General features: G+C 28.0%; 29 protein-coding genes. 2 read left to right on the forward strand and 27 right to left on the reverse strand.

Annotation, left to right across the window (positions count from 1 at the left end; genetic code table 11):
* Positions 1 to 5: 5 nt before the first annotated feature.
* Complete coding sequence (locus H8S10_RS04815; protein ID WP_186838091.1) at positions 6 to 917, forward strand: patatin-like phospholipase family protein; 912 nt, start codon at positions 6 to 8, stop codon at positions 915 to 917.
* Positions 918 to 958: 41 nt separating this feature from the next.
* Here the strand turns inward: H8S10_RS04815 and lepA are convergent, their stop codons facing one another.
* From lepA to gpr, 5 genes are all read right to left on the reverse strand, one after another.
* Positions 959 to 2,764 (reverse strand): translation elongation factor 4, encoded by a 1,806-nt coding sequence (gene lepA, locus H8S10_RS04820; RefSeq protein WP_055267405.1) that lies wholly within the window; start codon positions 2,762 to 2,764, stop codon positions 959 to 961.
* A 143-nt stretch (positions 2,765 to 2,907) separates the two neighbouring features.
* Positions 2,908 to 3,342 carry a hypothetical protein gene (locus tag H8S10_RS04825; protein WP_055267403.1) on the reverse strand — a complete coding sequence of 145 codons (435 nt, stop codon included), beginning with the start codon at positions 3,340 to 3,342 and terminating at the stop codon, positions 2,908 to 2,910.
* Between the two features lie 68 nt (positions 3,343 to 3,410).
* On the reverse strand, positions 3,411 to 4,532 hold the full coding sequence (locus tag H8S10_RS04830; RefSeq protein WP_186838092.1) for a stage II sporulation protein P: 1,122 nt from the start codon (positions 4,530 to 4,532) through the stop codon (positions 3,411 to 3,413).
* A 213-nt stretch (positions 4,533 to 4,745) separates the two neighbouring features.
* A complete protein-coding gene (gene spoIIP / locus H8S10_RS04835; RefSeq protein ID WP_186838093.1) occupies positions 4,746 to 5,714 on the reverse strand; it encodes a stage II sporulation protein P in 969 nt (322 codons plus the stop codon).
* A gap of 203 nt (positions 5,715 to 5,917) precedes the next feature.
* Positions 5,918 to 6,892, reverse strand: coding sequence for a GPR endopeptidase (gene gpr / locus H8S10_RS04840; RefSeq protein ID WP_055267397.1), 975 nt, complete (start codon positions 6,890 to 6,892; stop codon positions 5,918 to 5,920).
* Between the two features lie 175 nt (positions 6,893 to 7,067).
* Here gpr and rpsT point away from each other — a divergent pair, with 175 nt between their 5' ends.
* On the forward strand, positions 7,068 to 7,331 hold the full coding sequence (gene rpsT / locus H8S10_RS04845) for a 30S ribosomal protein S20 (RefSeq protein WP_032117965.1): 264 nt from the start codon (positions 7,068 to 7,070) through the stop codon (positions 7,329 to 7,331).
* Positions 7,332 to 7,362: 31 nt separating this feature from the next.
* Here rpsT and holA read toward each other — a convergent pair whose 3' ends face one another.
* From holA to H8S10_RS04955, 22 genes are all read right to left on the reverse strand, one after another.
* A complete protein-coding gene (gene holA / locus H8S10_RS04850) occupies positions 7,363 to 8,394 on the reverse strand; it encodes a DNA polymerase III subunit delta (RefSeq protein WP_055267395.1) in 1,032 nt (343 codons plus the stop codon).
* 19 nt (positions 8,395 to 8,413) lie between these two features.
* Positions 8,414 to 10,108: a ComEC/Rec2 family competence protein gene (locus H8S10_RS04855; protein WP_186838094.1), complete on the reverse strand. Its 1,695-nt coding sequence runs from the start codon at positions 10,106 to 10,108 to the stop codon at positions 8,414 to 8,416.
* Positions 10,109 to 10,198: 90 nt separating this feature from the next.
* On the reverse strand, positions 10,199 to 10,519 hold the full coding sequence (locus H8S10_RS04860) for a hypothetical protein (RefSeq protein WP_055267391.1): 321 nt from the start codon (positions 10,517 to 10,519) through the stop codon (positions 10,199 to 10,201).
* A gap of 30 nt (positions 10,520 to 10,549) precedes the next feature.
* On the reverse strand, positions 10,550 to 10,942 hold the full coding sequence (locus H8S10_RS04865; protein ID WP_055267389.1) for a YbaN family protein: 393 nt from the start codon (positions 10,940 to 10,942) through the stop codon (positions 10,550 to 10,552).
* Positions 10,943 to 10,955: 13 nt separating this feature from the next.
* A complete protein-coding gene (locus H8S10_RS04870; RefSeq protein ID WP_055267387.1) occupies positions 10,956 to 11,255 on the reverse strand; it encodes a nitrous oxide-stimulated promoter family protein in 300 nt (99 codons plus the stop codon).
* Positions 11,256 to 11,349: 94 nt separating this feature from the next.
* Positions 11,350 to 13,020 (reverse strand): thiol reductant ABC exporter subunit CydC, encoded by a 1,671-nt coding sequence (gene cydC, locus H8S10_RS04875; protein WP_055267385.1) that lies wholly within the window; start codon positions 13,018 to 13,020, stop codon positions 11,350 to 11,352.
* Between the two features lies 1 nt (position 13,021).
* Positions 13,022 to 14,821, reverse strand: a complete 1,800-nt coding sequence (locus tag H8S10_RS04880) for an ABC transporter ATP-binding protein/permease (protein ID WP_186838095.1) — start codon at positions 14,819 to 14,821, stop codon at positions 13,022 to 13,024.
* A gap of 225 nt (positions 14,822 to 15,046) precedes the next feature.
* A complete protein-coding gene (locus tag H8S10_RS04885; RefSeq protein ID WP_055267381.1) occupies positions 15,047 to 15,331 on the reverse strand; it encodes a DUF2325 domain-containing protein in 285 nt (94 codons plus the stop codon).
* A gap of 43 nt (positions 15,332 to 15,374) precedes the next feature.
* Positions 15,375 to 16,013, reverse strand: a complete 639-nt coding sequence (locus H8S10_RS04890) for a DUF3793 family protein (protein WP_055267379.1) — start codon at positions 16,011 to 16,013, stop codon at positions 15,375 to 15,377.
* Between the two features lie 237 nt (positions 16,014 to 16,250).
* The gene (locus H8S10_RS04895; RefSeq protein WP_070205701.1) at positions 16,251 to 16,409 is read right to left on the reverse strand and encodes a DUF1540 domain-containing protein; all 159 of its coding nucleotides are present in this window, start codon (positions 16,407 to 16,409) and stop codon (positions 16,251 to 16,253) included.
* Between the two features lie 320 nt (positions 16,410 to 16,729).
* Positions 16,730 to 17,104, reverse strand: coding sequence for a NifB/NifX family molybdenum-iron cluster-binding protein (locus H8S10_RS04900; RefSeq protein ID WP_186838096.1), 375 nt, complete (start codon positions 17,102 to 17,104; stop codon positions 16,730 to 16,732).
* A 4-nt stretch (positions 17,105 to 17,108) separates the two neighbouring features.
* Positions 17,109 to 17,492 (reverse strand): metalloregulator ArsR/SmtB family transcription factor, encoded by a 384-nt coding sequence (locus H8S10_RS04905; RefSeq protein WP_055267375.1) that lies wholly within the window; start codon positions 17,490 to 17,492, stop codon positions 17,109 to 17,111.
* Positions 17,493 to 17,610: 118 nt separating this feature from the next.
* Positions 17,611 to 17,967: a stage V sporulation protein AE gene (spoVAE, locus tag H8S10_RS04910; RefSeq protein ID WP_055267373.1), complete on the reverse strand. Its 357-nt coding sequence runs from the start codon at positions 17,965 to 17,967 to the stop codon at positions 17,611 to 17,613.
* Between the two features lie 44 nt (positions 17,968 to 18,011).
* Positions 18,012 to 19,031, reverse strand: coding sequence for a stage V sporulation protein AD (spoVAD, locus tag H8S10_RS04915; RefSeq protein ID WP_055267372.1), 1,020 nt, complete (start codon positions 19,029 to 19,031; stop codon positions 18,012 to 18,014).
* Positions 19,032 to 19,040: 9 nt separating this feature from the next.
* Entirely contained in the window at positions 19,041 to 19,505 is a 465-nt protein-coding gene (gene spoVAC, locus H8S10_RS04920; protein WP_055267478.1) for a stage V sporulation protein AC, read from the reverse strand.
* Between the two features lie 205 nt (positions 19,506 to 19,710).
* Positions 19,711 to 20,469, reverse strand: coding sequence for an RNA polymerase sporulation sigma factor SigF (sigF, locus tag H8S10_RS04925; protein WP_055267370.1), 759 nt, complete (start codon positions 20,467 to 20,469; stop codon positions 19,711 to 19,713).
* An 18-nt stretch (positions 20,470 to 20,487) separates the two neighbouring features.
* Complete coding sequence (gene spoIIAB / locus H8S10_RS04930; protein WP_055267368.1) at positions 20,488 to 20,910, reverse strand: anti-sigma F factor; 423 nt, start codon at positions 20,908 to 20,910, stop codon at positions 20,488 to 20,490.
* A 13-nt stretch (positions 20,911 to 20,923) separates the two neighbouring features.
* Positions 20,924 to 21,259, reverse strand: coding sequence for an anti-sigma F factor antagonist (spoIIAA, locus tag H8S10_RS04935; RefSeq protein ID WP_055267366.1), 336 nt, complete (start codon positions 21,257 to 21,259; stop codon positions 20,924 to 20,926).
* 167 nt (positions 21,260 to 21,426) lie between these two features.
* Entirely contained in the window at positions 21,427 to 23,724 is a 2,298-nt protein-coding gene (locus tag H8S10_RS04940; protein ID WP_055267364.1) for an AAA family ATPase, read from the reverse strand.
* A gap of 186 nt (positions 23,725 to 23,910) precedes the next feature.
* Positions 23,911 to 24,585 carry a deoxyribose-phosphate aldolase gene (gene deoC, locus H8S10_RS04945; protein ID WP_055268391.1) on the reverse strand — a complete coding sequence of 225 codons (675 nt, stop codon included), beginning with the start codon at positions 24,583 to 24,585 and terminating at the stop codon, positions 23,911 to 23,913.
* A gap of 141 nt (positions 24,586 to 24,726) precedes the next feature.
* On the reverse strand, positions 24,727 to 25,773 hold the full coding sequence (locus tag H8S10_RS04950) for a DNA polymerase IV (RefSeq protein ID WP_186838097.1): 1,047 nt from the start codon (positions 25,771 to 25,773) through the stop codon (positions 24,727 to 24,729).
* Positions 25,774 to 25,782: 9 nt separating this feature from the next.
* Positions 25,783 to 26,733, reverse strand: a complete 951-nt coding sequence (locus tag H8S10_RS04955; RefSeq protein WP_055268395.1) for a DUF4003 family protein — start codon at positions 26,731 to 26,733, stop codon at positions 25,783 to 25,785.
* Positions 26,734 to 26,915 lie beyond the last annotated feature (182 nt).

A 26,915-nucleotide genomic window follows, 5' to 3' on the forward strand; every position in this document is an offset into this window, starting at 1 on the left:
TTCCATTGAAGAATTTTAAAGTTCTATCTTTTGACGGTGGTGGTATAAAAGGTGCTCTTTCAACTAGAATAATTCTTAGATTAACTCAAAAATATCCTACTTTATTAGAAGATATAGATTTATTTGCTGGCACCTCAACCGGTTCAATAATTGCACTATATTTAGCATATTCAAAAAATTCTTATGCAATTGATAATCTTTACAATGAAGAAAATATAAAAAAAATATTTTCAAAAAAAAGACCGAATTTTTTTATACCCAAATTTAGCAGTAAAAATTTATTAAAAGAACTGAAAGCTAACTTTCCAGAAGACTTAAAATTAAAAGATTTACATCCTTATGTTTTTATTCCTACCTTTAGCACTAACGGCTTCACATCAAACTCTTGGGAACCAGTTTTTTTAAATAATTTAACTGATAATACTACTGCTGAATTCTCTGTTATTGATGCTGCACTTGCTAGTTCTGCTGCTCCTACATATTTCCCATCTCATAAAGGCTTTATAGATGGGGGAGTTGTTGTAAATAATCCTACTCCAATAGCTTCATTCTTTGCACTTAGTAAACTGGATTCTATAAGTAGTTCTAGTCAACTAAGAATACTTTCTATAGGTACTGGTAACTATCCAAATAAAATTGCCTCTAATACAGCTAAATGGGGTATGCTTCAATGGGCATTTGATCCATTTATAAGCATTAAATCTCCTATATTAACTATTCTTTTAGAAGGCTCTAGTCTAGTTGAAGATATTTATTGCAAAGAATTATTTATGCAAAATTATTTTAGATTAAATCCAATAATTCCTGATCATATTGAAATGGATGATTACAAAAAAGTTTCTCTCTTAAAAAATATTGCTGATTCTCTTGATTTAACAGAGCTTTATAATTATATAGATAATATTTTTTATAAATAAATAAGGAGCTGTTCACTTTGTCAACAGCTCCTTTATATATATTAGTCTACTTTTAATACAGCCATAAATGCTTCTTGTGGAACTTCAACAGAACCTACCTGTCTCATTCTCTTCTTACCTTCTTTTTGCTTTTCAAGAAGCTTCTTCTTTCTTGATATATCTCCACCATAACATTTAGCAAGTACGTCTTTTCTCATCGCTTTAACAGTTTCTCTTGCTATAACTTTAGAACCTACAGCAGCTTGAATTGGTACTTCAAACATTTGTCTTGGAATTATTTCCTTTAACTTTTCTGCTATACCTCTACCTTTATGATAAGCTCTTTCTTTTGGAACAATCATAGATAATGCATCTACTACATCTCCATTTAGTAATATATCAAGCTTAACAAGTTCAGTTCTTGCATAACCTTTTAATTCATAATCAAATGATGCATATCCTCTTGTTCTTGATTTTAATGTGTCAAAGAAATCATAAACTATTTCATTTAATGGAATATCATAAGCTATAGAAACTCTTGTTTCTTCTAGATATTGCATATCAATAAATGTTCCTCTTCTTTCTTGACATAAATCCATTATAGCTCCAACGTAATCAGTTGGTGATATTATGTTAGCCTTAACTACTGGCTCTTCCATAAAATCTATCTCTGTTGGTTCTGGTAAATTAGTTGGATTCGTAAGTTCTATCATCTCTCCATTAGTCTTTGTAACTTTATAAATAACTGATGGAGCAGTAGTAATAATATCTAAATTAAATTCTCTTTCAATTCTTTCTTGAATTATTTCCATATGAAGTAATCCTAAGAATCCGCATCTAAATCCAAATCCTAAAGCTATTGATGTTTCTGGTTCGAAATCTAAAGCAGCATCATTTATTTGTAGTTTTTCTAATGCTTCTTTTAATTCATCATATTTAGCACCATCTACTGGATATATACCTGAGTAAACCATTGGTACTGCTTTCTTATACCCTGGAAGTGCATGTTCAGTTGGTCTATCTGCTTCTGTTATAGTGTCACCAACTCTTGCATCTGCAACATTTTTAATTGAAGCTGTTATATAACCAACATCTCCAGCCATTAACTCACCTATTGGTAATAGTCTTGGAGTAAATACTCCCACTTCTGTTACATCATAAACCTTATTTGTGTTCATAAGCTTAATCTTTGTACCAGGCTTAACTTTACCATCAATTACTCTTACATAGCATACTACACCTTTGTAGCTATCATAGTATGAATCAAATATTAAGCATTTTAATGGTGCTTCTTCATCACCTGATGGCGCTGGAACTTTTTCTACTATCGTTTCTAAAACATCTTCTACATTTAAACCTGTTTTTGCAGATATCATAGGTGCATCATGAGCTTCTATTCCTATAACATCTTCAATTTCTTGCTTAACTTCATCAGGTCTTGCTGATGCTAAGTCAACTTTATTTATAACAGGAGCTATTTCAAGATCGTTATCTAATGCTAAATAACAGTTAGCTAAAGTTTGTGCTTGTATTCCTTGAGTTGCATCTACAACTAATACAGCTCCTTCACATGCAGCTAAGCTTCTTGAAACCTCATATGTAAAGTCTACGTGACCTGGAGTATCAATAAGGTTTAATATGTATTCTTCACCATTCGGACGTCTATAAACCAGTCTTGCTGCTTGAGATTTAATAGTTATTCCTCTTTCTTTTTCAATCTCCATATTATCAAGAACTTGTTCTTCCATTTCTCTTTGGGTAAGGGTTCCTGTTATCTCTAATAGTCTATCTGCTAATGTTGATTTACCATGATCTATATGAGCTACTATTGAGAAATTTCTTATCTTTGATTGTCTATTACTTTGCATATATCTTAACTACTTTAAACAATAAAGCAGCTTTTTCACCCCCATTTAATTAAATCAAGCTAAATTATAACATATATCACCGAGGAGGTGTCAAGAATATTGGGTTATAACTATAACTTATTACTGTGTAATTATTAAAAATATTATTCACCTTCTAAAGAATTAATAAAATCTTCAACTACGTTTTCCAATTCACCCTTATTTTCTATTTCCTTAACATTTTCTTTGCTCTCTGTTTTTTCATTAAACTTTTCTTCTATTTTCTTATAACTATTTTTAAAAAAATCTATAACAGGATTAAAAATTTTCAAAAACGGATTATTTTTGGTTAAATTAATTTCTTTTTTATTTATTTTTACTGTTGCAGAATTATCTCCCTCTTCTCCTAAATAAATTTTCATCGGCGATTTATCCATAATAAATTCTGAAAAATCCTCACCAAATTCTTCATTTATTTTATTAAAATTATCTTGGAAATTCCCCACAGGAGATAGAATTTCTGTATTTATTATATTTATTTTTATTACACTTACTATTATTAATATTGCAATTATACAAAATATAAAATACTTTTTCATAAAAAAAGCACCCCCTAACTTACTAGCTATAAGGATGCTCACTTTTTTATAATTTTATTCAATTATTTTTACTCTTTAAAGTACTCTGCTATTACTCTTGCCATATACTTAGCTGAAAGTTTTGCCTCAACTGATGTATTTACATTTGCTCCTACTTCCCAAACGACAATGTTATCACTCAAACTCATATTAAATCCATTTATACCTCCAATTTCATAATGGAATATGTCTTTATTTCTCATAAGTCCTGGAAATAAATTGTTTGTTATTCCTGCTAAACTACTAGCTAAAGCTGTATTAGCTTCCAATCTACTACTATTTACACTTGTTACAAACATTATTCTAGCTAAATCTTGTCCATTTATATTAGCTGTCACAAGATTCTTATCTTCCACAGAATCTCTGTGTAAATCTATTATCAAATCAAAATCTCCATATTCATTTAGATAATTTTGAAGGGTCTCCTGTGACCTATCATAACATACAGTATAATTATTATCATGAATAGTCTTATCATGTATTACTGTTATTCCATAGCCTTCTTCTAACTCTTTAGCTAAAACATCTCCGACACCCATTACATTAATATCTTCATTATCGGTATTCCATCTAGCATCTGATCCTATTTCTGCATAACCTTCATGGCTATGAGTATGATATATTAGAACTTTAATATTTAAAGGTTCTAATATGGCCTTTAAATTTGGATCAAAAGCCTCACTTACTGCATTTAATTGCGCTAAATCTTCCTCCGTAACCTTAGCTATACTATTTTCACTTACTTCATATCGTGATAAAAACGGTATACTTGATTTACTTGTTACTTCCGGATTTCCTATATTCTTAAATAAACTTATCTCATTTCCTATAATGCTAGAAGTACTTATTTTAGTTAATCCTAATGTTTCTGCAATAACCTTCTTTAATGTTAGTTTGCTTTCATAATGAACACTTTCATCATAAACTGTTGTCTCGACTACAGGCATAGAAAAATTTAATAATTGAACATATGGCAAAGCCCCTCTTTCACTATAGCTATTTATAACATTAAAAGCTCTAAAGGCTAAAAATATAACAATCAAAATCATAACTATATATCCAATACTAAATTTTGTTTTTCCTCTTGCCCTAAGATTATTTATAGGTCCTCCTCTGTTAAACTTAAAGTTATTTGAATAATATCTTTCCATGTAAATATCCCTCCATACTTTTAAGTAAAAATCTAAATCTTAAATTTAGTTATTTGAACTTACATATATAAACTCATGTGAGTAGCATGTTTCTTTTATTATGTATATGAGGGTTTTACATAATTATTAATACAAACCAAAAATATTTCATACATCAAATTCTTAACTTTAATTATAAAAAAATTAGTAAAAGCTTTTAAAAAGACATTTTGCTTATTTATCTTTTAAATACTCTGCTATAATTCTTGCTATATATTTAGTGCTTCTTTTTGCATCTTCTATACTATTTTCATTTGTTCCTAACTCTATAAGTATCATGTTATCACTTAACCCTAAATTATTTCCATATATCCCACTAGGTCTATCTAAAATTGGCATTCCACTCAATAGTGTAGGAAATACTCCTTCTGCTATACTTGTAAATTGTTGTGCTAATTCCATATTAGCTATATACCTTGGACTATTTTGTGCTGTTACAAACATAATTCTCGCTAAGTCTTCACCATTCAAATTAACAGTAGTCATACTTTCAGTAGCAGAGTTTCTATGAAGATCTATTATAAGATCAAAATCTCCATATTCCTGCAAATACATTTCAACTGTTTTATATGATTGCTCGTAACATTTAGTATAATCAATATCATGTATTGTCTTATCATTTATCACCGATATTCCATATCCCTCTTCAAGCTCTTTTGTTAAAACATCACCAACCCCCATTATATTTAAGCTATTATCAAAGGAATTCCAATTCCCTTTAGCCCCAATCTCTGAATATCCTTCTTGACTATGAGTGTAATGGAGCAAAATTTTCTTATTTAATCCTTCTAATTCTAATTCTAATTTTAATTTTGGATCATAAGCTGCACTAACCTTATTAAATACACCAAACTCTTCTTCATTAACCATCACCATGCTATTTTCACTCAATTCATAAGGTGAAAAAAAAGGTAAAATAGGTTTAGTTGCAGTTTCTGTTATATTAAAAGTACTATCTATCTTAATATTTTTAAAGAAACTTATTTCATTACTTATAATCCCATAGGTACTTATATTCTTTACTCCTAAAGTTTCTATAACTACCTCTTTCAAATCTAATTTATTTTCTATATATACACCTTCATCATAAGCCTGAACTTCTACTATTGGCATAGAAAAATTTAATAGTTGTACATACGGCAAACTTCCTCGTTCACTATTACTATTTATAACTAAAAAAAATCTAAAAGAAAAAAATAGAATCACTATAAGAAATATTATATATTTGACCCTAAAACCTTTTCTTTTTGCAATTTTATTTCTTATATCTATATACCCTTTCAAATAAAAATCCCCCCTTACACTTTATGTATATGGGAGGATTGACATAATCATTCACCACTAGACTAATTTAGAAATTTATTTATATCTTCTAATTCCATATCTGGTTGAATTGCTATGTTTATTCCATTTGCTACAACTTTAGCTAAATTTTCTACAACTAAATCTACATCTTTAGGTGTAACCATAAGTTCTCCAACAAAAGGAGTCAATACTTCTCTTATTAATGCATTCTTTTCTGCACGATCTACTGAATGTAGCATATTATAGAACTCCTTACCTGTTTCTGCTTTACTAATTAGTTCATCTAATAATAAATCCATAGTATCATTAACTATAGTAGCTGCATGGACAACTGTAGGAACTCCTACTGCTATTACTTTACATCCTAAACTTTCTTCATTTATTTGCATTCTATGATTTCCTACACCAGCTCCTGGAGAAATTCCTGTATCTCCAATTTGTATAGTTCTATTAACTCTTTCAAGCTTTCTAGCTCCTAATGCATCTACACAGATTACTAAACTTGGTTTTATCCTATCTACTAAAGATTTAACTATCTCCCCTGTTTCCACTCCTGTTATTCCTAAAACACCTGGAGCCAATGCACATACAGGTCTTACAGAATCATCTATAGCATCTGGCATTAATTCTTTAATATGTCTTGTTACCATTGTTTTTTCAACAACTTTTGGACCTAATGCGTCTGGTGTAACATTCCAATTTCCTAATCCAACTACTAATACTAACTTATCTTTATCTATATCTACTAATTTCTTCAAAGTTTTACCAAAAACTTTTGATACTTCATCCATGCTTTCACCGTCATATAGTGCAAAATCTGGAATATCAAGGGTTATATAGTGGCCTTTTGGCTTTCCAAGTTCACGTCCAGCCTCATCACTTTCTATAGTTACAGTGGTAATTTTAACCTCTCCTTCATATTCTTCGTCAACTTTCACGCCATCCAATTCTCTCTTATTTTCTTCTGTATATGCTTGCTTAGCCTCGATTGCGAGGTCTGTTCTTATATTAATCATATCTTTCCTCCTTAGCTTTTCTTATATCATCAAAATTATTTTCCCAAATAACTTTTAATTTCATACTTGAACTTACAAAGTTTCGGTGTTATAATAACTTATGTTAAAAATGAACTCGTACGCAGATTCCCCAAAAACTGCAGAGGCCCTATAAAATTTTAAGGGGGTGAATTGAATGGCAAACATAAAATCAGCAAAGAAAAGAATTAAAGTTACTGAAAAGAAGACTTTAGAAAACAGAATGGTTAAATCAGCTTTAAAAACTGCTATAAAGAAGTTTGAAGCTGCTGTAGCTGCTAACAACGCTGAAGAAGCTAAAGCTTTATTCGTTAAAGCTGCTAAGTCTTTAGACATGGCTGCTCAAAAAGGAACTGTTCACAAGAACATGGCTGCTAGAAAGAAATCAAGATTAGCTGCAAAATTAAACGCTATGGCGTAATAAATAAAAGCCGGTGAATAATCACCGGCTATTATTTTACCATAAATGTTTTAAAAAGCATAAGTTCCATTTCAGTTTGCTTATCTGATGCTGATGATTTTAATTTATTTTCTGTATCAACACATATCTTTATAAGCTCATTTAATTGTTTTAAATTAAATTTTTGACATTGATTCATTATTTTTTCACACACAAATTGTGGTAATCTGTATTTACTCATAAAAAAGTCTACTCTTTTACCCTTAGATAAATACACCTTAAATTCATACAATCTCTTAAAATGATTTTGTATAGATGTTATTATAAGCATGTGCTGATCTGCCTTAAATAATAATTCATCTAATAAATCTAACGCTTTTTCGACTTTTCTTTGTGATATGTATTCAACTAAATCAAATATATCATCTTCACTTTTAGAATTTAATAATTTATCTATATCTTCTTTTGTTATTTCTCTCCCCCATGCATATGCATCTAATTTTTCTATTTCTCTTTTAATAATGTCAAAATTATTAGCTACTTTATCTGCAAAATATTTAACTTGAATTTTACCAATAGCTCTTCCTTTATCTTTAAACATATCTTCAATTTTCTTATAATATTTGTCTTTTTTTAATTTATCACAATGAACTACCTTCATATATTTATCTAAACTTGATAACTTTTTATTTTTTTTAGGATTTTCTCTTTTATCATTAAATAAATAATACATTATAAGGATAGTATCTGGAGTCATATTTTTTACATAATTCGAAACTTCAGTATAAATTTTAGTACCTTCTTTATCTGTTTTTTCTCTTAAAAAATTGGCTCTATAAACAATAACAACCTTTTTATCTCCAAAAAAAGACATAGTCTCACAAGCATTTTCTATTTCCTGGCAAGTTGTTTGCAATCCATCAAGCTTTATTAAATTTAAGTCTAATGAATCCTTACTTATAGTTCTTTTTACTATCGAATCAATACTCTCCTTGATTAACTCTTCATCTAATCCACAAAATATATATGAGTTAGCTATTTTATTTTTTTTAATTTCATCTTCAAACTGTTCTAAATTTATCAAGATTATTTTTCTCTCCTTATCACCTTGAAATTACTTTATCATCAAATATAATTACTTCTTGCAAGTCACCTGTGCTGAAATCTATTATATCATATTCAGTATCTATTTTCTCTTTATTCACCACTAACATATATTCTTTTTTAACAGTTTCTAATTTATAATTTTTTCCTTCCTTTTTTATTATTATTTTATCTTTTATGTTTATCTCATTAAAATCTTTATAAATATTATCCGACATAGTTATTTTTTTAAGCTTTACTTTATCTACTAATGCTTTTGTCTGAATTAATATATTCTCACCTCTAAAGCTAACTAATAATGCTCCTTCTTTATAATATCTTATATTAGGAATAGGATTATAATTTAATATAAAAATATATATTAATGATATTATCGGTAGCAATATAAACTTTTTATAACCTTTCCTATAAAAATAATAAGAAATTATAAGAATAGAATAAAAAAATGCTATTGTAAAATTTAAATATAATATATCAATTTTATAATCCCAGAAAAAGTCCATTATATTATCTATAAATTTAATACACCAATAACATAGATATAATAAATAATTAAATACTGGAGTAATTTTATAAAATATCAATAGTAAATTTCCTATAAGCACTAAGATATTAATAATAGGTATTATGAAGATATTTCCTATCAAAAAATTTAGAGAAAATTCATTAAAACTATATATTAAAATAGGAAATGTCAATATTTGTGCTGATATAGATACCGATACTACTTCTCTAATCTTCTTAGGTAACTTATATAATTTTTTATTTAGTTTTTTATTAAATAATATTATTCCTAAAGTAGCTAAAAAGGATAAAACAAATCCTAAACTAAACAAATCGTATGGTCTTACTATTAATAAGATTATTCCAGCTAAAGATATCGCTGCTATTGGGTTATAATTTCTCTTAACTACTAAAGCAAAGTTCATTATCAGTATCATAATATAAGCTCTCACAGTAGACGGAGATGCCCCTGTAAATAATACATATGCTAAAGCTATAACTAAACTTAATTTACTACCAAATAGCTTCTTTAGTATTCCATATACAATAGCCATATGAAGCCCTGAGACGGCTATAGCATGTGAAATACCAAATACCTTCATATCATCTCTATCTTCATTGTCAAGGGCCTCAGAGTATCCAAAAGCTACTGATGTAATAAAGCCTGCTTTCCTTCTCCCTAACTTAGATTTTATTGCTTCATATAATCTTTCTCTTCTATAGTATAAATAACTTATAAAATCCTTTTTTAAAACATTATAATTTTCAACCTTGTACTCACCTATTATTCCTTTAGATAAATCTAGATTTTTATTAAATTTTCCTATTGCTAATATTTTATCTCCAACAACTAATTCATCACTTTCTATGTCTAAGTATACATTTCTCCCACCAATTTTACCTCTAACATAGTATGATTTTATAGTATCTATTCTTATCTCTTCAATATTATCTGGAATATAGTTGTAAAATTGATGATTATTAAATAATCCTACTGCAAAAAATAAAGAAATAATAGCAGTAATAAAAATACCTTTATAAAACAGTAACAACAAAAAAAAGCCACTGACAATCGCAATTGCCAGCAGCTTATCACTACTATATGTTTTATAGAAAAAAGATGATAGGATAAAAACTAAAAAAATGTAAGGTTGGGGATTATTTAAATCTATATCTATCTCTGATTTCATAATGGCAACACCTCATTTAATAAGTTTTGCCATATTAGCCTTATCTAAATCATTTTTAACCTATATCCCTATAAGTTAAATACATTATTTTTAAAGAAATTTTATGCTTACAAATAAATATACGAAAAATGATAGTGTAGCTATAATATGAAGCTTTCTATATAACTTAGGATTATTTTTAAAGAAATATCCTGTAAGTCCTATTAATATCATTATAATAGAAAAGCCTATATATTTTATGAAATCCGGTTGCCCAAATTTCTGGATTAACGCTATTATCATTGCTAATATTGATACGCTCCCTATAGCTATATGAGCTTTAATGTATTTATTCTTTCTAATTTTTAAAATCTTTGGTATATAATATAATATTAATGCCAGCATAAAAAATGATGACGATATTCTTTCCATAATACTTTCTCCTTTGTATAAATATATATCCTAATTAACTTTTTCCACTTGTGGTTTTATAGTCTTAATTCTAAACGTAAAGTAATAAAGTTTAAAAAGTATAAGACATACTAAAAATATTCTTAAATGTAGATTATCTATTAATATCATTGGGAAAGCTAGCATAAAATCAGCAAAAGCTAATAAGCACACTTTCTGTTTCAAAGTCATTGCTCTTTCGTTAACAAAACTTTCTAAATGCTTCTTATATACTTTTGTATTTGTAAACCATATATTAAATTTTTCAGATCCTCTAGCAAAACAGAATGATGCTAAAAGCAAAAATGGTGTTGTTGGCAATATCGGTAATGCTACCCCTATGGCCCCTAGTGCAAAAGCAATTAATCCTACAGTTATATAAATATACTTCTTTATCTTATTCATCTTAATATCCTCCCTACTTATTTAATGCATGTTTCATTAATTCTACTGGGTTATAAATTATAAGTCTCGGTCCTGAAAATTTCATAACTTTTTTGACTTTTTCCTTCATATCCTTTTTATAGCAATGTATAGGACATCTCGAACAAGTAGATTTATTTTCACCGAATTTGCAATAACTTAATCTTTTATGAGCATATTCTAATAGCTCCTGACACTCATCACACAGTTGCCCATCTTTCATTCCATGTTTTTTTCTGCAATATATATCTATCATTAATTTAATAGTTTTCTTTTCCCTATCAATTCTCCCCATTATTAATTTCTCCTATCACAAATATTATTGATAATCATTATCACCTAACAATTAAAATTAAAGAGGACTTTTAAATCCTCTTTATTTCATATAATTAATTCAACACAAGCTTGCTATTTTCTAGCTTATAAGTTTTATTACATACTGCTGTAGTTGATTTTCTATGAGATATAAGAACTATTGTTTTATCCTCACAGTTTTCTTTTATAGATTTTAAAATTTCACCTTCGTTTAAAGTATCTAAATTACTTGTAGGCTCATCTAATATTAATACGTCTCCATCGCTTAAGAACGCTCTTGCAAGACCTATTCTCTGCTTTTCTCCTGATGAAAGATTTCCTCCAAGCTCTCCAACTTTTGTATCATATCCCTTTGGCAGACTTTCAATAAATTCATGTATTGAAGCCATTTTAGCTGCCTTTACAACCTCTTCCTTTGATGCTTTGATATTTCCTATTTTAATATTATCTAAAATTGATTCATTAAATAGATATGTTTCCTGACTTACTAAAGTCTGGCTACTTCTTATAGAGTCTGTTGCAACCTCTTTAATATCCTTATTATCAAGCTTAATCTTACCTTCATTAACGTCCCAGAATCTCATCATAAGCTTAACAAATGTACTTTTTCCAATTCCACTCTCACCTATAAGTGCAATCTTATCACCTTTTTCAATATGAACAGATGTATTATCGAATATTTTTTCTTTTCTATTTGGATAAGAGAATGTTACATCTTCATAAGATATTGAATCACCATTTACTGCATGCCCTTCTAAAACTTCTTCTACATGAGGTTCTTCATCTATAAGATCAAATAATCTTTCTGCACATGCAAAAGTCTGAAGTAATGTATTAGATAAATTACTTAAAGCAACTACTGGTCCGAATGATGATGCTATTACTACTATTCCTACTAACATCCATGTAAATGAAAGTTTTCCTACTGAATATTGTTGGAATCCTACACCTACAAAAGTTAATATAGCAACCATTATAGTTAAATCAGTTATAGCTCTTATTATTCCTTCATGTTCTTTTATCTTATCAAGACTTTCGTTTATTCTATGAGATTTTGAATTAATCTCTTTTAATCTTTCTTCACCATTTCCAAATAATAAAACTTCCTTTAACCCTCTTAAAGAATCAAGTATATAGTTATTACATTCACCAAACATGTTTCTATAAGCTACTCCTGCTTCTTTTCCAAGACTTGATGAAGCATATGGTATAACGAATCCTACTATTAAGAAGAATACTACTGATAATAATCCAAACCATGGGTTTATCATATATAGAATTACTGCAATTATACTGTTTGTTATTACTGCAATTGATATTGGAGCTATAGTATGAGCATAGAATACTTCTAAAAGCTCTATATCCGATGTAATAAGTGATATAAGATTACCTTTTTCTTGACCTTCTAGTTTTGCAGGAGCAAGTTTTCTAAGCTTACCAAATATCTTATCTCTTAATATATATAGTATTTTAAATGCTATGTAGTGACCAGATAACTGTTCAGCATATCTTAAAAATCCTCTAAATACTGCACTTAAAACCATAACTACCATAGCACCTGTAAAGCTTATGAATGTTATATCTCCTATAAGTGTACCTATAGCTATTGCACCAAAGCTTGCTATTGCTATTGCTGCTAAAAATCCTATAACACCCATGCTTATAGTTATTAGCATAATTGGAGCTAACGGTTTTAATTCAACTATTAGCCTTTTCATTATCTGGAAGCCTGATCTTCTTTTCATATTAGCAAACCTCCCTTATCATTTCTAATTCATTTTGTTTATTAACCATATCATAATAATGTTTCTTATCATTCATTAACTCTTCATGAGTTCCATTTTCAACTAATATACCTTTATTCATAACATATATTTGTTTTGCATCTACAACATTAGCTAATCTATGAGATATTACTAAAATAGTTTTATCTTTAGAAAGTTCATAAATAGCTTCCCAAATACTTTCTTCACTTTCAACGTCTATATTAGATGTTGCTTCGTCAAATATTATCATATCTTTATTTGCAAGTATTACTCTAGCTAATGCTAATCTTTGTTTTTGACCACCTGATAAAGCACTACCTGCTTGTCCAACATCTGTTAATAAACCATCTTTTAAGCCAGCTACAAAATCAAATAATCTAGCTGTTTTTAATGCTTTATCAATTTCTTCTTGAGTTGCATCTTTCTTAGCCATTAAAAGGTTATCTAAAATAGTTCCATTAAATATATAACTATTAGTTGATACTAAAGCTATATTTTCATAAATATTATCTAATGATATATTTTCAATATTATTTTTGTTTAATAAAATTTCTCCACTTGTTACTTTGTAATTATTTAATATAAGTGATGCTATTGTACTCTTACCAGAACCACTTTCCCCTACTATAGCAACTAATCCACCTGGAGTAATCTCCATATTTATATTATTTAATACTTTTCTTTCACCATCATAGCTGAAATCAATGTTCTTTAATTCTACTGAAATTTCTTCAAATTTAGTGTTTTCTTTAACAGTTATATTTTTTTCTCTTTCTTCTGCATCTAAAATTCCAAACATTCTATCACTAGCTGCCATACCATTCATTGCAATATGGAAATATGACCCTAAAAGTCTTAATGGAATAAAGAATTCTGAAGAAAGTAATATTATTATAAGTAAGCTTCCTACAGGAATTTCACCATTATTAAATTGATGTAAAGCTACTATAGTTCCTGCTGCTGCTCCACCAAAAGCTACTAAATCCATAATAGTTATTGAATTAAGCTGCATACTTAAAACTTTCATTGTTATCTTTCTAAACTTTTCAGACTCTGTATTCATTTTTTCATGTCTTTCTTCATCGATATTAAATACTTTTAAAGTAGTTAATCCTTGAAGATTTTCTAAGAAAGTTCCACCTAAGTCAGAGTAAGATTTCCAATAATCTTTTAATATTCTCTTTGCAATCTTTTGGATAGCTATTATTGATACTGGTATAAGCGGTACACATAAAATAAATACTAATGCAGCTTTAAATGATATAAAGCTCATAAAAATAAATAGTGTTACTGGTACTAATAATGCATAGAATAATTGAGATAAATATTTACCGAAGTATATTTCTAACTGTTCTACACCTTCAACTGCAACTTGTACTACAGCTGATGTACTTTCTACTGAAGTATAACCTGTTCCAAGTTTTAATAATTTCTTATATATAAGTTCTCTTAATGTTATTCTTGCATTTGCTGATGCTGCATTAGAAAACTTAGCATATAAAATATTGCTTAAATATCTTATAGCTAACAACATAACAATTATTGCTACTGCTCCTAATAATGAAATTGGTCCAACTACCTTAAATTCTGCCATAGCAGCAAAAATATTACTATTGATTAAATTTAATCTTTCTCCTAAATATATCTTATTAATAAATTGCCCTATTAAAATTATAATTACTATATTACATAGCACTGCGATCCAATTTGCTAATATAGTAAGTGCTATATACTTTTTTGAATCTTTACAAAGGTTAATTAACCTTTTATTTATCATCATAATATCGTCCTCCATTGATATTTCGTTTTAATTGATAACTCTTATCACCTTATTTAATATACACTAATTGATAATTATTATCAAGTTGTCTTTTAACAATATTTCAAACTTTTTCTTTAAAATAAAAAAGTACTTATAATCATTTTAATTATAAGTACTTTTATAAGTCTATCTTTATAAAATTGACTCTTTTCTTGTTAATTGTTATAAGCATATCAATACCTTCTAATTAGATGCTATTTGTTTAATTACTGTTTCTAATGAATTCACTGTACTCTTATGATTTCTAATCACTGTTATATTTTTCTTGTCTGCTTCTTTTTTAGCTGCTAATACTAATTTATGCGATACTACATCTGTTAACAATATTACCGCATCTGGTTTTCCTATTTTATTTCTAAACCCAGTTTCCATCTGTGTAAAAACTTTAGCCTTACAATTATATTTTTTACACATATCAATATACTGCTTGCTCATTCTATCATGTCCACCAACAATTACTATACTCATACATACTCACCCTTCTTTTATATTGGTTAATTATAGTTAATTTTTATACTGCTACACCATCCAACTCACTTATAATATTTTTTAAATTGCAAAATACCTTGTGAGCAGAATCCCCTTTTAAAATATACTTCACAGTTTTTTCTTTTATCATGTCGTAAGTATTAAAAACTTCTTTGGCAGTACTATAATCGTTATACACTCTCCAATACCCACAAGCTAAACACTTCTTAGTACTACAATTCATAAAGTCTTTTACATCTTCAAGAGGATACCCTAAAAAAACTCCTAATTCATGAGGGCAGTTAAATTCATTATATCTTCTTTTTAATTTTTCTAAATAAATATCTAAATCATTTTCATCACTATATCCAATCTTATTTAAAAAATGCTTATTTTCTTGTTTAAATATATAATTAGATAATTGTTTTTTATCGTATACTAAAATAATTAATGCATTTTCACATTCTCTCAAGCTAATATAGTTTATGTCTATAGACTTCAAAAATTTTTCTCCATACTTGCACCATTTTTCATAAATACTATCAATACCTTTTTTTAGCGTTATTGTTGCCGACGGTTTTGCTTCTGATATCACTAGAGATGCATTAAAAATCAAAAACTTTTCAATACATTCTCTTTCTTCCATATTGTTTAAACTTTTGTAAAAACCTATTGTACTCATTCTTAACTCCTATACTCCAACCTCTATTTAATATTGATATTCATTCTCAATTACTTAATATTTTATATTATGCTTTTTTCCTTGTCAATATGAATGTATATATTTTCAAAAATATACCCTTGTAATTTTGTAGTTCTATTATTACATTTTATTTTTAATATTTATTTCATACTCTTTATCTTAGAAAAGAGAGAAAATCTATCATTAGATTATCTCTCTTACAGTTATTTTATTTTGCTATTTTAATACAAATGATTTACAATCTGTACATTCAGGAACTGTAGGATTTGCTTCATGAGTTCCAACTTGTATAGCATTTAATGTACAATAATCTGCTGAGTTAGCATGATGCTTGCATTGTTGTACGCTACATTTGATACTTTCATTTTTATTCATTTTTACACCTCCTTTGTCATCAACACTAATATTATTCTTCTATTAACCTTTAATTATTCATTAATTTATTACTAAGCTTTTTAAATCTCTCCCTTTTGAAACTTCTTATTTATAACTATATTTATTTTCGTTTTTTATTTCTAATATTTCTATACTAAGATATGATTTCCCCAATCTGTTAATATACTCTTAATATTTGTAAAACAAATGCTTTTTAAATTTTATCTATATATTTCTGTATTTGATTTTAATTAAAGAATTCATAAAAAAACAGGATTTAATTTAAAAATTAAATCCTACTTTTTTTCCTATATTCTATATTATTTATGACTTCCACAATCGTGATGAACACAAATATTCGAATTATCAAATTCTTTTAGTTCATTTTTATTAATTAATTCTATATTTTTTTCTACTGTTCCATCAGCAGCTTTAAATACTTTTATTCCCATAGACTTTAGTTTGCTAATAGCTCCTTGCCCTATTCCTAAAACTACAATAGCATCAACTACTTCTCCGCATAAAGCTTTAATAGGTTGGCATTTACCGTGCTCATGATCTAAGTTACCGTTGTTTATAGTTTTTACTTCCTTTGTCTCAGAATCAACTACTATAAACATTTTAGCACTTCCAAAGTGATTATATGGGATACTGTTCATTCCTTCATTAGTGTTAATTGGAAAACAAACTTTCATATTTTTAATCCTCCTTTAAAATATTCTTACAGCAATTTTTCATTGACTTACAACTATTCTTGCAAACAGAAATATCGAAGCTATTTTCTTCTTCATTTAACCCGTCACTTATTAAATTGAAATCATCATTAATTAACCCTTTTATAAAATTAATAGATTTTTCTAATGATTCTCTATTTAGTTCATACATAAGATGATATCCTCTTTTATATCCAACTATTAAAGAAGATTCCTTAAGTACTTTTATATGTTGTGACACAGCTGCTTCTGATATATTTAAATGCTTAGCTATTCCTTTAGCACAGATGTTTTTATGAGAAACTAATATTAAGATTTTTAATCTTGTTTCATCCGCTATAGCTTTAAAAATTTTTATTCTTTCTTCCATAGGTACCTCTTTATTTAATTAAGCAATTACTTAATTAAATTATATTCCTATATTTTCCCAATTTCAAGTGTAAATAAAAAAATAACTTCTAAAAAAATTTTAGAAGTTATTTTTTAGATTATTGTTTAGTTTTAGGATTAAAAATTACAGCCATTAAATATCCAAAAAAGATTGCTGCTGTAATGCCACCGGCAGCTCCAGTTATTCCACCAGTAAAGGCTCCTAATAATCCATCTTTTTCAACACCTTCAATAGCTGCTTTAGCTAACGAATTTCCAAAGCTAGGTAATGGAATTGTAGCACCTGCTCCTCCTATTTCTATTAGCTTATCATATAACCCAAAGCCACCTAAAATTGCTCCTATTGTTACAAAAGCAACTAATATTCTTGCTGGAGTCAACTTAGTTGTATCCATTAATATTTGTGCAATTACACAAATTAAACCACCTACTACAAACGCACTTATATAATCCACTTATAATTTAGTAAACTACCTTTAGTCTACTAAAATTCACCTCCTTAATCAATTTCAATAGCAACTGCATGAGCTATTCCTGGAATAGATTCACCTTGAAGAGATGTTGTTGGACTCATTAAAGCTCCTGTAGATACCAGTAGCATCTTTTTTATCTCTCTTCTCATTAATTTCTTATAAAAATATCCACATGTAACTACTGCAGAGCAACCACATCCACTTCCACCTGAATCAGTTTTTTGTCTTTCATCATCAAAAATCATGTCTCCACAATCTACATAAACATCTTTAATATCATATCCATATTCAAGTAATAGTTTTTCTGTAATCTCTTTACCTACTTTACCTAAATCTCCTGTAGCTATAACATCATAATCACTTGGTTTTCTTCCTGTATCCTTAAAATGATTATAGATAGTATCAACTGCAGCTGGTGCCATTGCTGCTCCCATATTATTTGAATCTTTTTCACCGTAGTCTTTAACAACACCAGTAGTAACATATGTAACCTTTGGAAAATCTCCATAATTTGAAAGTACCATAGCACCTGATCCAGTAACAGTCCATTGTGCTGTTGGATTTCTTTGTGATCCATATTCTAATGGAAATCTAAATTGTCTTTCTGCTGAACTAAAATGTGATGATGTAGATGCTACTACATATCTTGCAAAACCACCATCTACAAATAAAGATGCCATACTTAATGATTCTGCCATAGTTGAACATGCACCATATAAACCAAAGAAAGGTATATTTAATTCTCTTGCTGCATATCCTGACGAAACTATTTGATTTAAAAGATCCCCTGCAAAAAGATAATCTATATCTTCTTCTTTTAAATTTGCTCCTGAAATAGCTCCTTTTATAGCTGTATACATCATTTTTGATTCTGCTTTTTCGAAACTATCTTTTCCTAAAGTATCGTCATTAATAATCTCATGAAAATACTCTTTTAATGGACCGTCACCTTCTTTAGGTCCTACTATTGAGAATGTTGAAATTATCTTCGGAGGATTTTGTAGTTTTATAGTTTGTTTTCCTATTTTTTTTGCTGCTGAAGTCATAATTACCTCCTATATCATTCCAAATAATTTTAATACATAATATACTAAACCTACTAGGACTGAAGTACCTATTCCATATACAAGAACTGGGCCTGCTATAGTAAACATTTTTGCTGCTACTCCAAATACAAATCCTTCTTTTTTGAATTCTATTGCTGGAGCAACCATTGCATTAGCAAAACCAGTAATAGGAACTACAGTTCCAGCACCTCCAAAAGTGGCTATCTTATCATATACACCTAATCCTGTTAACAATGCTCCTAGAAAAACCATTATTACAGGAAGCCACTTTTTAGCCTCTTCTTCTGGGATTCCATATTTAATTAGCATATTCAAAATAAATTGGCCAATTGTACATATAATTCCACCTACTATGAATGCTAATATGATATTTTTAAAATATTTTGGCTTAGGTTTTGCTTGCTTACTAAGATCTTGAAATTCATTTAATATCTTTTCTTCTTTCTTAGAAATGTCAGCCATAATAATCTCTCCTTCCTAACATATATGTATTATTCCTCTAAACTCAAAAAAAATGCCTAAAAAAGCTAATTCTCTAGTATATTTATCTATTAAATTTTTTTATTATTAATAAATAAAAAAACACCATATACACTTTAATGTGTTTTAGGTGTTTTACTTACTTCTTTTATTTATTCTATTTTTCATTTTCTTTAGTTTACACATCCTCTAATTTGCTTTTCATTTGCATTAGTACTTTCTTTTCTATTCTCGATACTTGAACTTGACTTATACCTAATAATTTTGCAACTTGAACTTGCGTTTTATCTTTAAAATATCTTAGCATAATTATTTGCCTTGATTTATCATCTAGACCTCTTAATGCCTCTTTTAACGCAATCTTATTTATCATACCACTATCTTCTTCACCATTTTCACTTAATTTATCTATTAATAAAACTGGTGACCCATCATCTTGATGTATTGTATCATAAAGATATGATAATCCACTTGCTGATTCCATAGCAAAGACTATATCTTCTTTATCAATACCTGCATACTCTGATAATTCATCAACAGATGGTTCTCTTCCTAGCTTTTTAGTAAGAATTTCTCTATCAAAATGTATCTTTCTTGCTAAACTCTTTACATTCCTACTTACTTTTATCATTCCATCATCTCTTATGAATCTCTTAATCTCACCGATTATCATAGGAACAGCGTAAGTAGAAAACTTTACATTATATTTATTATCGAAGTTTTTAATAGCTTTAACTAAACCTATAGATCCAATTTGAAAAATATCCTCATAGTCATAGCCCCTATTTAGAAACTTCTTACTAATTGATGATACTAGTGGCAAATTCATCTCTATTAATATATTCATTGCATCTTTATCACCATCTTTAGCTAACAGTATTAATTGAGAATTATCATTGTAATTAAAGTCTTCTTTTCTTACATTACCATTTTTCATAATACTCCCCTAACATAATTAATTAAATTTTTTCTTCATGATAACTCTTGTACCTTTTCCAAATTCACTTTCTACATTTAAACTATCCATAAATGTTTCCATAACAGTAAAGCCCATTCCTGATCTTTCTAGGTCTGGTCTTGATGTATAAAGAGGCTCTCTTGCTTGTTCTACATCTTTTATTCCTCTACCATTATCTATTATAGTTATAGTTACTTCATTACTACTAATTGATGCTTCTATCCTAATTATTCCCTCTTTTTTATTTTCGTAACCATGAATTATAGAATTTGTTACAGCTTCTGAAACTGCAGTCTTAATATCAGCTAACTCATCTATAGTCGGGTCTAATTGAGAAACAAATGCAGCTACTGCTACTCTTGCAAACCCTTCATTTTCTGACCTACTTACAAATTCTATACATACTTTGTTATCTAACATAAAAACCCCTCCATTAAATGCATTTAATAGCTTCTTCTAAATTTTCGTAACTATTAATGATTTTATATAATCCTGATAGCTTAAATACCTTATCAACTCTGTTATTTACTTCAACAATACATACATTTCCATTACGTCCTTGAAGTTTCTTAGACCTTCCTATAACTACACCTATTCCTGAACTATCCATAAAAGTAACATCTTTAAAATTCATAACTAATGATTTAATATTATCTCTGTCTATTCTATCATCTATCTTAACTCTTACTTCTTCAGCACTATGATGATCTAATTCACCAATTAAATAAACAATTAAAGTGTTATCTTGTTTATCAAAATTTAGATACATATTAATCAACTCTAAATATATTATTTAGAGTTACACCCCCTTTTTCTTCCTTCTTTTTCCATAATTTTAACATAATGTATGTTAAGTAGTCAACTTTTATTACATCTTATAATTTAAAATTTAATTATAAAAAGGTATCATTCACCCAATGATACCTTTTTATAACTTCAACATTTTTTAGATTTATATTTATTTATTTCATTATTTACTTCTTCATAGAATTTATCTATAGTTTCTCCTTCACTTAATAACAATACTTCTATAGCATCATTTAATGTTTCCATTTCATATAAATGAAATTTATTTTCCAGTATAGCTTTTTCAACATTCGGAGTTAAAGTAATTTCATCTTTGTTAGCTGCTGGTAGTAAAACCCCTTTTCCTTCTATAGTATCTATTATCTCGCAAACTCTATAAAATCCTTCTATTTTCTCATTTATTCCACCAATAGCCTGAACTTCTCCAAACTGATTTACTGAACCAGTTACTGCTATATTTTGTTTTATTGGTTTTCTACTAAGAGCAGATAATATTGATATTATTTCAGCAATAGATGCACTATCTCCTTCAACCAATCCATAAGTCTGTTCAAAGCTTAAATGAAAATCTACAGGAATTTCTTCATATGGATTTAAAATATTAGTTAATAACCCTTTTAATATATTTATAGATTTTTCATGAATCTTTCCGCTTAGATTACTTTCCTTTTGAATATCTACAATTCTTCCTGTACCTTTATATGCAACACAAGTTATTCTCATAGGTTTTCCAAAAGTATAATATCCAGTATCTAGCACAGCTAGTCCATTAATAGCTCCTATTCTTTCTCCTTTAACTGAAATTAATATCTTTTTTTCATTGTATAATTTCATCATTTCTTTTAATATAGCTTCTTCTTCATAAGCAACTTCTATTATTTCTTTCTCTGTTATTTTATCACTCTTAGTTTCAACTGCATAATGGTTAGCTAATAATAATAACCTTTCTATAGTATACTTTTCTACAAATAATTTATTTTTACAACTAGCTTTTCTAGATAAATATTTAAAAATCTCTCTTAATCCATTACTAGTTACTTTTAATAACTCTTCTTTTCTTATCTTATTATTTATTTCACTTGTTACAGTCTTTATAACATCATCAGTTATTTCAACAATAGGAGAAAACTCTGCTCTTAAAGGGAATAATTTTCTAAAGTCTTCATCTGAATTATATAAAATATCGTATGAATCATAATCACCAATTATAATTACTTTAACTTTTATAGGTATAGGTGCCGGCTTAAGTCCACTGACATTAATAAATTCCATATAACTTTTATTGTTATCAAAAGATAATGTATTAGATAATAGTATCTTCTTTAAATAGTAATAACTTGAAGGATTTGTAGCTAAAGAGCTTAACCTTAAAATTAAACATCCTTCATTAGCTTTTAATAATGATCCTGCTGTTATTAATGATATGTCTGTAGTATAAACTCCATTATGATTTTCATACTCTATTGTTCCAATCAAATTATTTAAGTTAGGATCTTCTTCAAAAATAACTGGTGGACAAGGACTCTTACTATTATCTACTATAACTTTAACATCATATTTATTTAGAACTTCATATATTTCATTTTCATCGTCTTCAAGACTCATGGTATAGCACTCTACAATATTTTCTTCTATAGATGTAAATAATTTTTCTAAATACTCGTAAGAATCATCATCTGTTATAAATTCTATTAAGGCTTCATCCTTATATTCTTCCATATTATTAATTAAAAACTTAGTGTATATTTTTTTAAGCTTTTTCATAGACTTCATCTCTAAATTTTTTAGTTCTTCTAGAACAACCTCTGCTCTCTTTTTTAGCTTGCCTGCATTTTCAACTATTATTTCTTTCTTATCATCATCTAGGCTATCATATTCTTTTTCTGTCATTGCCTCTTCCCCATTCAAAGGAATAAATGCAAACCCCTTAGAACTAGCCTTTACTTCAAACCCCTCTTTCTTTGCTGATTCTATAAGCTCATTTATACACTCATTTCTTCTTCCTTGAATCTCTTCTACTAAAAAGTCCTTCTCTTCTTCTGTTGACTCCCTATAAAAATCATCTATTGTTTCTAAGTATGCATTTTTAATTCCTTCCACCGTTTCCTTTAATTTGTTTCCCTTTCCATTTGAAACAAATATAGCTTCTGGCTTTTTCTCATCCCCTATAGTTACGTAGCAAATATCTTTTGGTGAATTTAGATCTTTATATTCATTTTCAATATAACTAATTAATTCTTTTAACTTATCTTTTGAAAATGAATCTATTAAATATAAATTATATCCCTCTTTATCTATGCTTAGTGCTCTACTAATCCTCTTATATGCTTCATTAAATTCTGGAATCCCCTGTATCTCCTTAAATTCATCGTTTTCTGGTATTGATAAGTCAAACAATATTTCGTTTGGATTTAGTTCTTTTCTCATAAACCTCCTATCCAAAGTATAACTTGATTAAAATCAGTAGTTTTTACCTTTATACAGTTATATATTATATTAATATTCTCATATCTAAATTTTAGGTAATGTTTTTTCTTAAAACTAAAATTTATTTTTAAAATAAAAAGAACCACTATTTAAAGTGATTCCTTTTTGATATTTTTATATTTATTTTTAGTACGTAGAATTTGATTCTTTTCCTTCACAAATAGCTATTGATGCAGATGCACCTATTCTTGTAGCTCCATTCTCTATCATAGTTAAAGCATCTTCTCTACTTCTTACTCCACCAGATGCTTTTACTCCCATATCTGGACCTACAGTTTCTCTCATAAGTTTTATATCGTGAGCAGTTGCCCCACCTTTTGAGAATCCTGTAGATGTCTTAACAAAATCTGCTCCAGCTTCTTTTGATAATTCACAAGCTATAACCTTCTCTTCATCTGTTAAAAGGCAAGTTTCTATTATAACTTTAGTTAATGCTTTTCCTTTTGCAGCATTTACTACAGCTTGTATATCATTTTTAACGTATGCTAAATCTCTTTCTTTTAATTTTCCAACATTTATAACCATATCAACTTCAGTTGCACCCTTTTTTATAGCATCTTCAGTTTCAAATGCCTTAACCTCTGTTGTTGTTGCTCCTAAAGGAAATCCTATTACAGTACAAACCTTAACTGGTGTTCCTTCTAAAATTGTAGCAGCTTTAGCTACCATAGATGGATTTACACATACTGATGCAAAATTATATTTAACTGCTTCTTTACAAAGTTCCATAATTTCTGCTTCAGTTGCTTCTGGCTTTAAAATTGTATGATCTATCATTCTTGCAATATTTATATTTTCCATACTATACCTCCAAAAATAAATGATGTATTCTAATTACTAATTATAATCTACAATATGTAAAATGAAAAGCATTTATTCAACAATTACAGTAATGCATATTTTAATTATTATACTGTATAATTAAACAAATTTTAGAAATTCTTAAAATAATGTTAATTGCTCAACCTTTTCTTCTTTTATACTACTTACAGTTAATCCTATTAATCTTATAGTTTCACTAAATACTTCTTCTTCAATTATTTCAGTAGCAACACTATAGATATCTTCAGCTTTATTAATATAATATAAAAGCGTTTTACTCCTAGTATGATTTATAAAAGAACTAGTTTTATATTTAACTGTAACAGTCTTAATAAATATATTCTTCTGCTGTAAATAATTACTTATCTGTAAACTAAAATCTTCAATATACCTCTTTAACTCTTCTTTATCATCGGTATCAGATTTTAAAGTAGTTTCTTTTCCATAAGATTTTCTATCTCTATTTGGTGTAACAGCTCTATTATCTATTCCTCTAATTCTATTATAAATATCTATACCATACTTTCCAAAATACTCTATAAAAAACTCCTTAGGATGAGCATATAAATCTTCAATTTTATACATTCCCATATTATTTAAACGTCTAACAGATTTTTGTCCTAGTCCATAAATTTTAGATATAGATAAGGGTTTTAATATTTCTGGAATCATATCTTCAGTAATAACCATTATTCCATTAGGCTTATTCCAATCTGAAGCAAGCTTAGCTAAAAATTTATTATATGATATACCTATAGATAATGTTAGTCCTACCTCTTTATATACTCTTTTTTTGATATATAAAGCAGCCTCTTTATAATCTTCAAATCTGCTATTTGTGATATCTAAATATGCCTCATCTATTGAAAGAGGCTCTACTAAAGGTGTTATTTCTCTAAATATATTAAAAATTTGTGCAGATACCTCTTTATATCTCCAATATCTACCTCTTAAATATATTCCTTGAGGACATAACTTTTGAGCCATAAATATAGGCATTGCAGACTTAACCCCATATTTTCTTGCTTCATATGAACATGTTGATACTACACCTCTTTCACTTACTCCTCCAACTATTACAGGTTTACCTTTTAGTTTTGGATTGTCTCTTTGTTCTACCGATGCAAAAAATGCATCCATATCAACATGTAATATTATCTTGTACATATCTACCACCTAGTTTAATACTTCTGAAAACATACCTTTATTTTTACTATTTATAAAAGATAATATTCCATGCGCTAATAACTCATCTATATAAACCTTATTTTCTGAATTATTGCAAAAAGCAATTATTGAAATAGCTATTATAGTTCTAAAACCTTTATCTATATAATATTCGTATTCACTTTCTTGATCACATAGCTCTTCGATTACACCTTCTACTAAATCAACATTTCTTCTCGGATTAATATTGTATAGTATTCCTATAAGCGGTAAAAACTGATTAGCAATCTTTATGTTTCTTTTTTCTAGTTGTTGAATAAACTCTACGCTTCTATACATATGCCCTGATGAACCGTTTAAAAGTATTGCATTAGCTAAACCTTGAATTCCATTTTTAGATCTTATATTAGCATCTGCAATATGCTCAAAAACATTTTCTACAAAGTCATTTATAACGTCTGGCTCAATATCATTTAATGCCCATAAAGCACAAACTAAATAATCATCATCTTGTGTTATATTATAATATTTTTCTTTTAGAACATAATAAGTATCTAGCATCTTCTGTACTAATACTTCTTTATCTTTATCTCTTCCATATCTAGCTAAAACGTACGCAGTAAGAGCCAAATGAGCTCCTTCTACAAATTTTTCTTCTAATATATTCATGTAGTCAAACATATTTTGAATCAATTCTTCTTCTATACTCTTATCTAAAGATGCAATAAGTATTGATATTAAATACAGAACATCTCCTCTAAAAATAGACAGCCTTGGTGTTGCTGCTTTTATATACTTTCTAATTTCTTTAATTCTTTCAACTGGTATTTCACTCTCATAATGCGAAAATACTAATGATGCAAAATGGTTTAATAAATCTCCATCATTTCTTAATTCCATCCTTGCAATTTTATAATTGTTAACAGTTAAATTAATTCTATTTAAAATGAAATTTTCCATTATTTTTTACCTCTCCTCATTGGCAATTATCAATAAAAATTTAATTACTTCTACATTATACTATAAAATAGTGTCAATTTTATATCAAAATGATATATGTCATAAATTAATATACTTATATTAAGTAAATTACTTAATACCATTAAACAGTATCATAATTAAAAAGGCTACTTAGTAAATTA

Source organism: Clostridium sp. NSJ-49 (genome assembly GCF_014287725.1).
Taxonomy (GTDB): Bacteria; Bacillota; Clostridia; order Clostridiales; family Clostridiaceae; genus Clostridium; species Clostridium disporicum_B.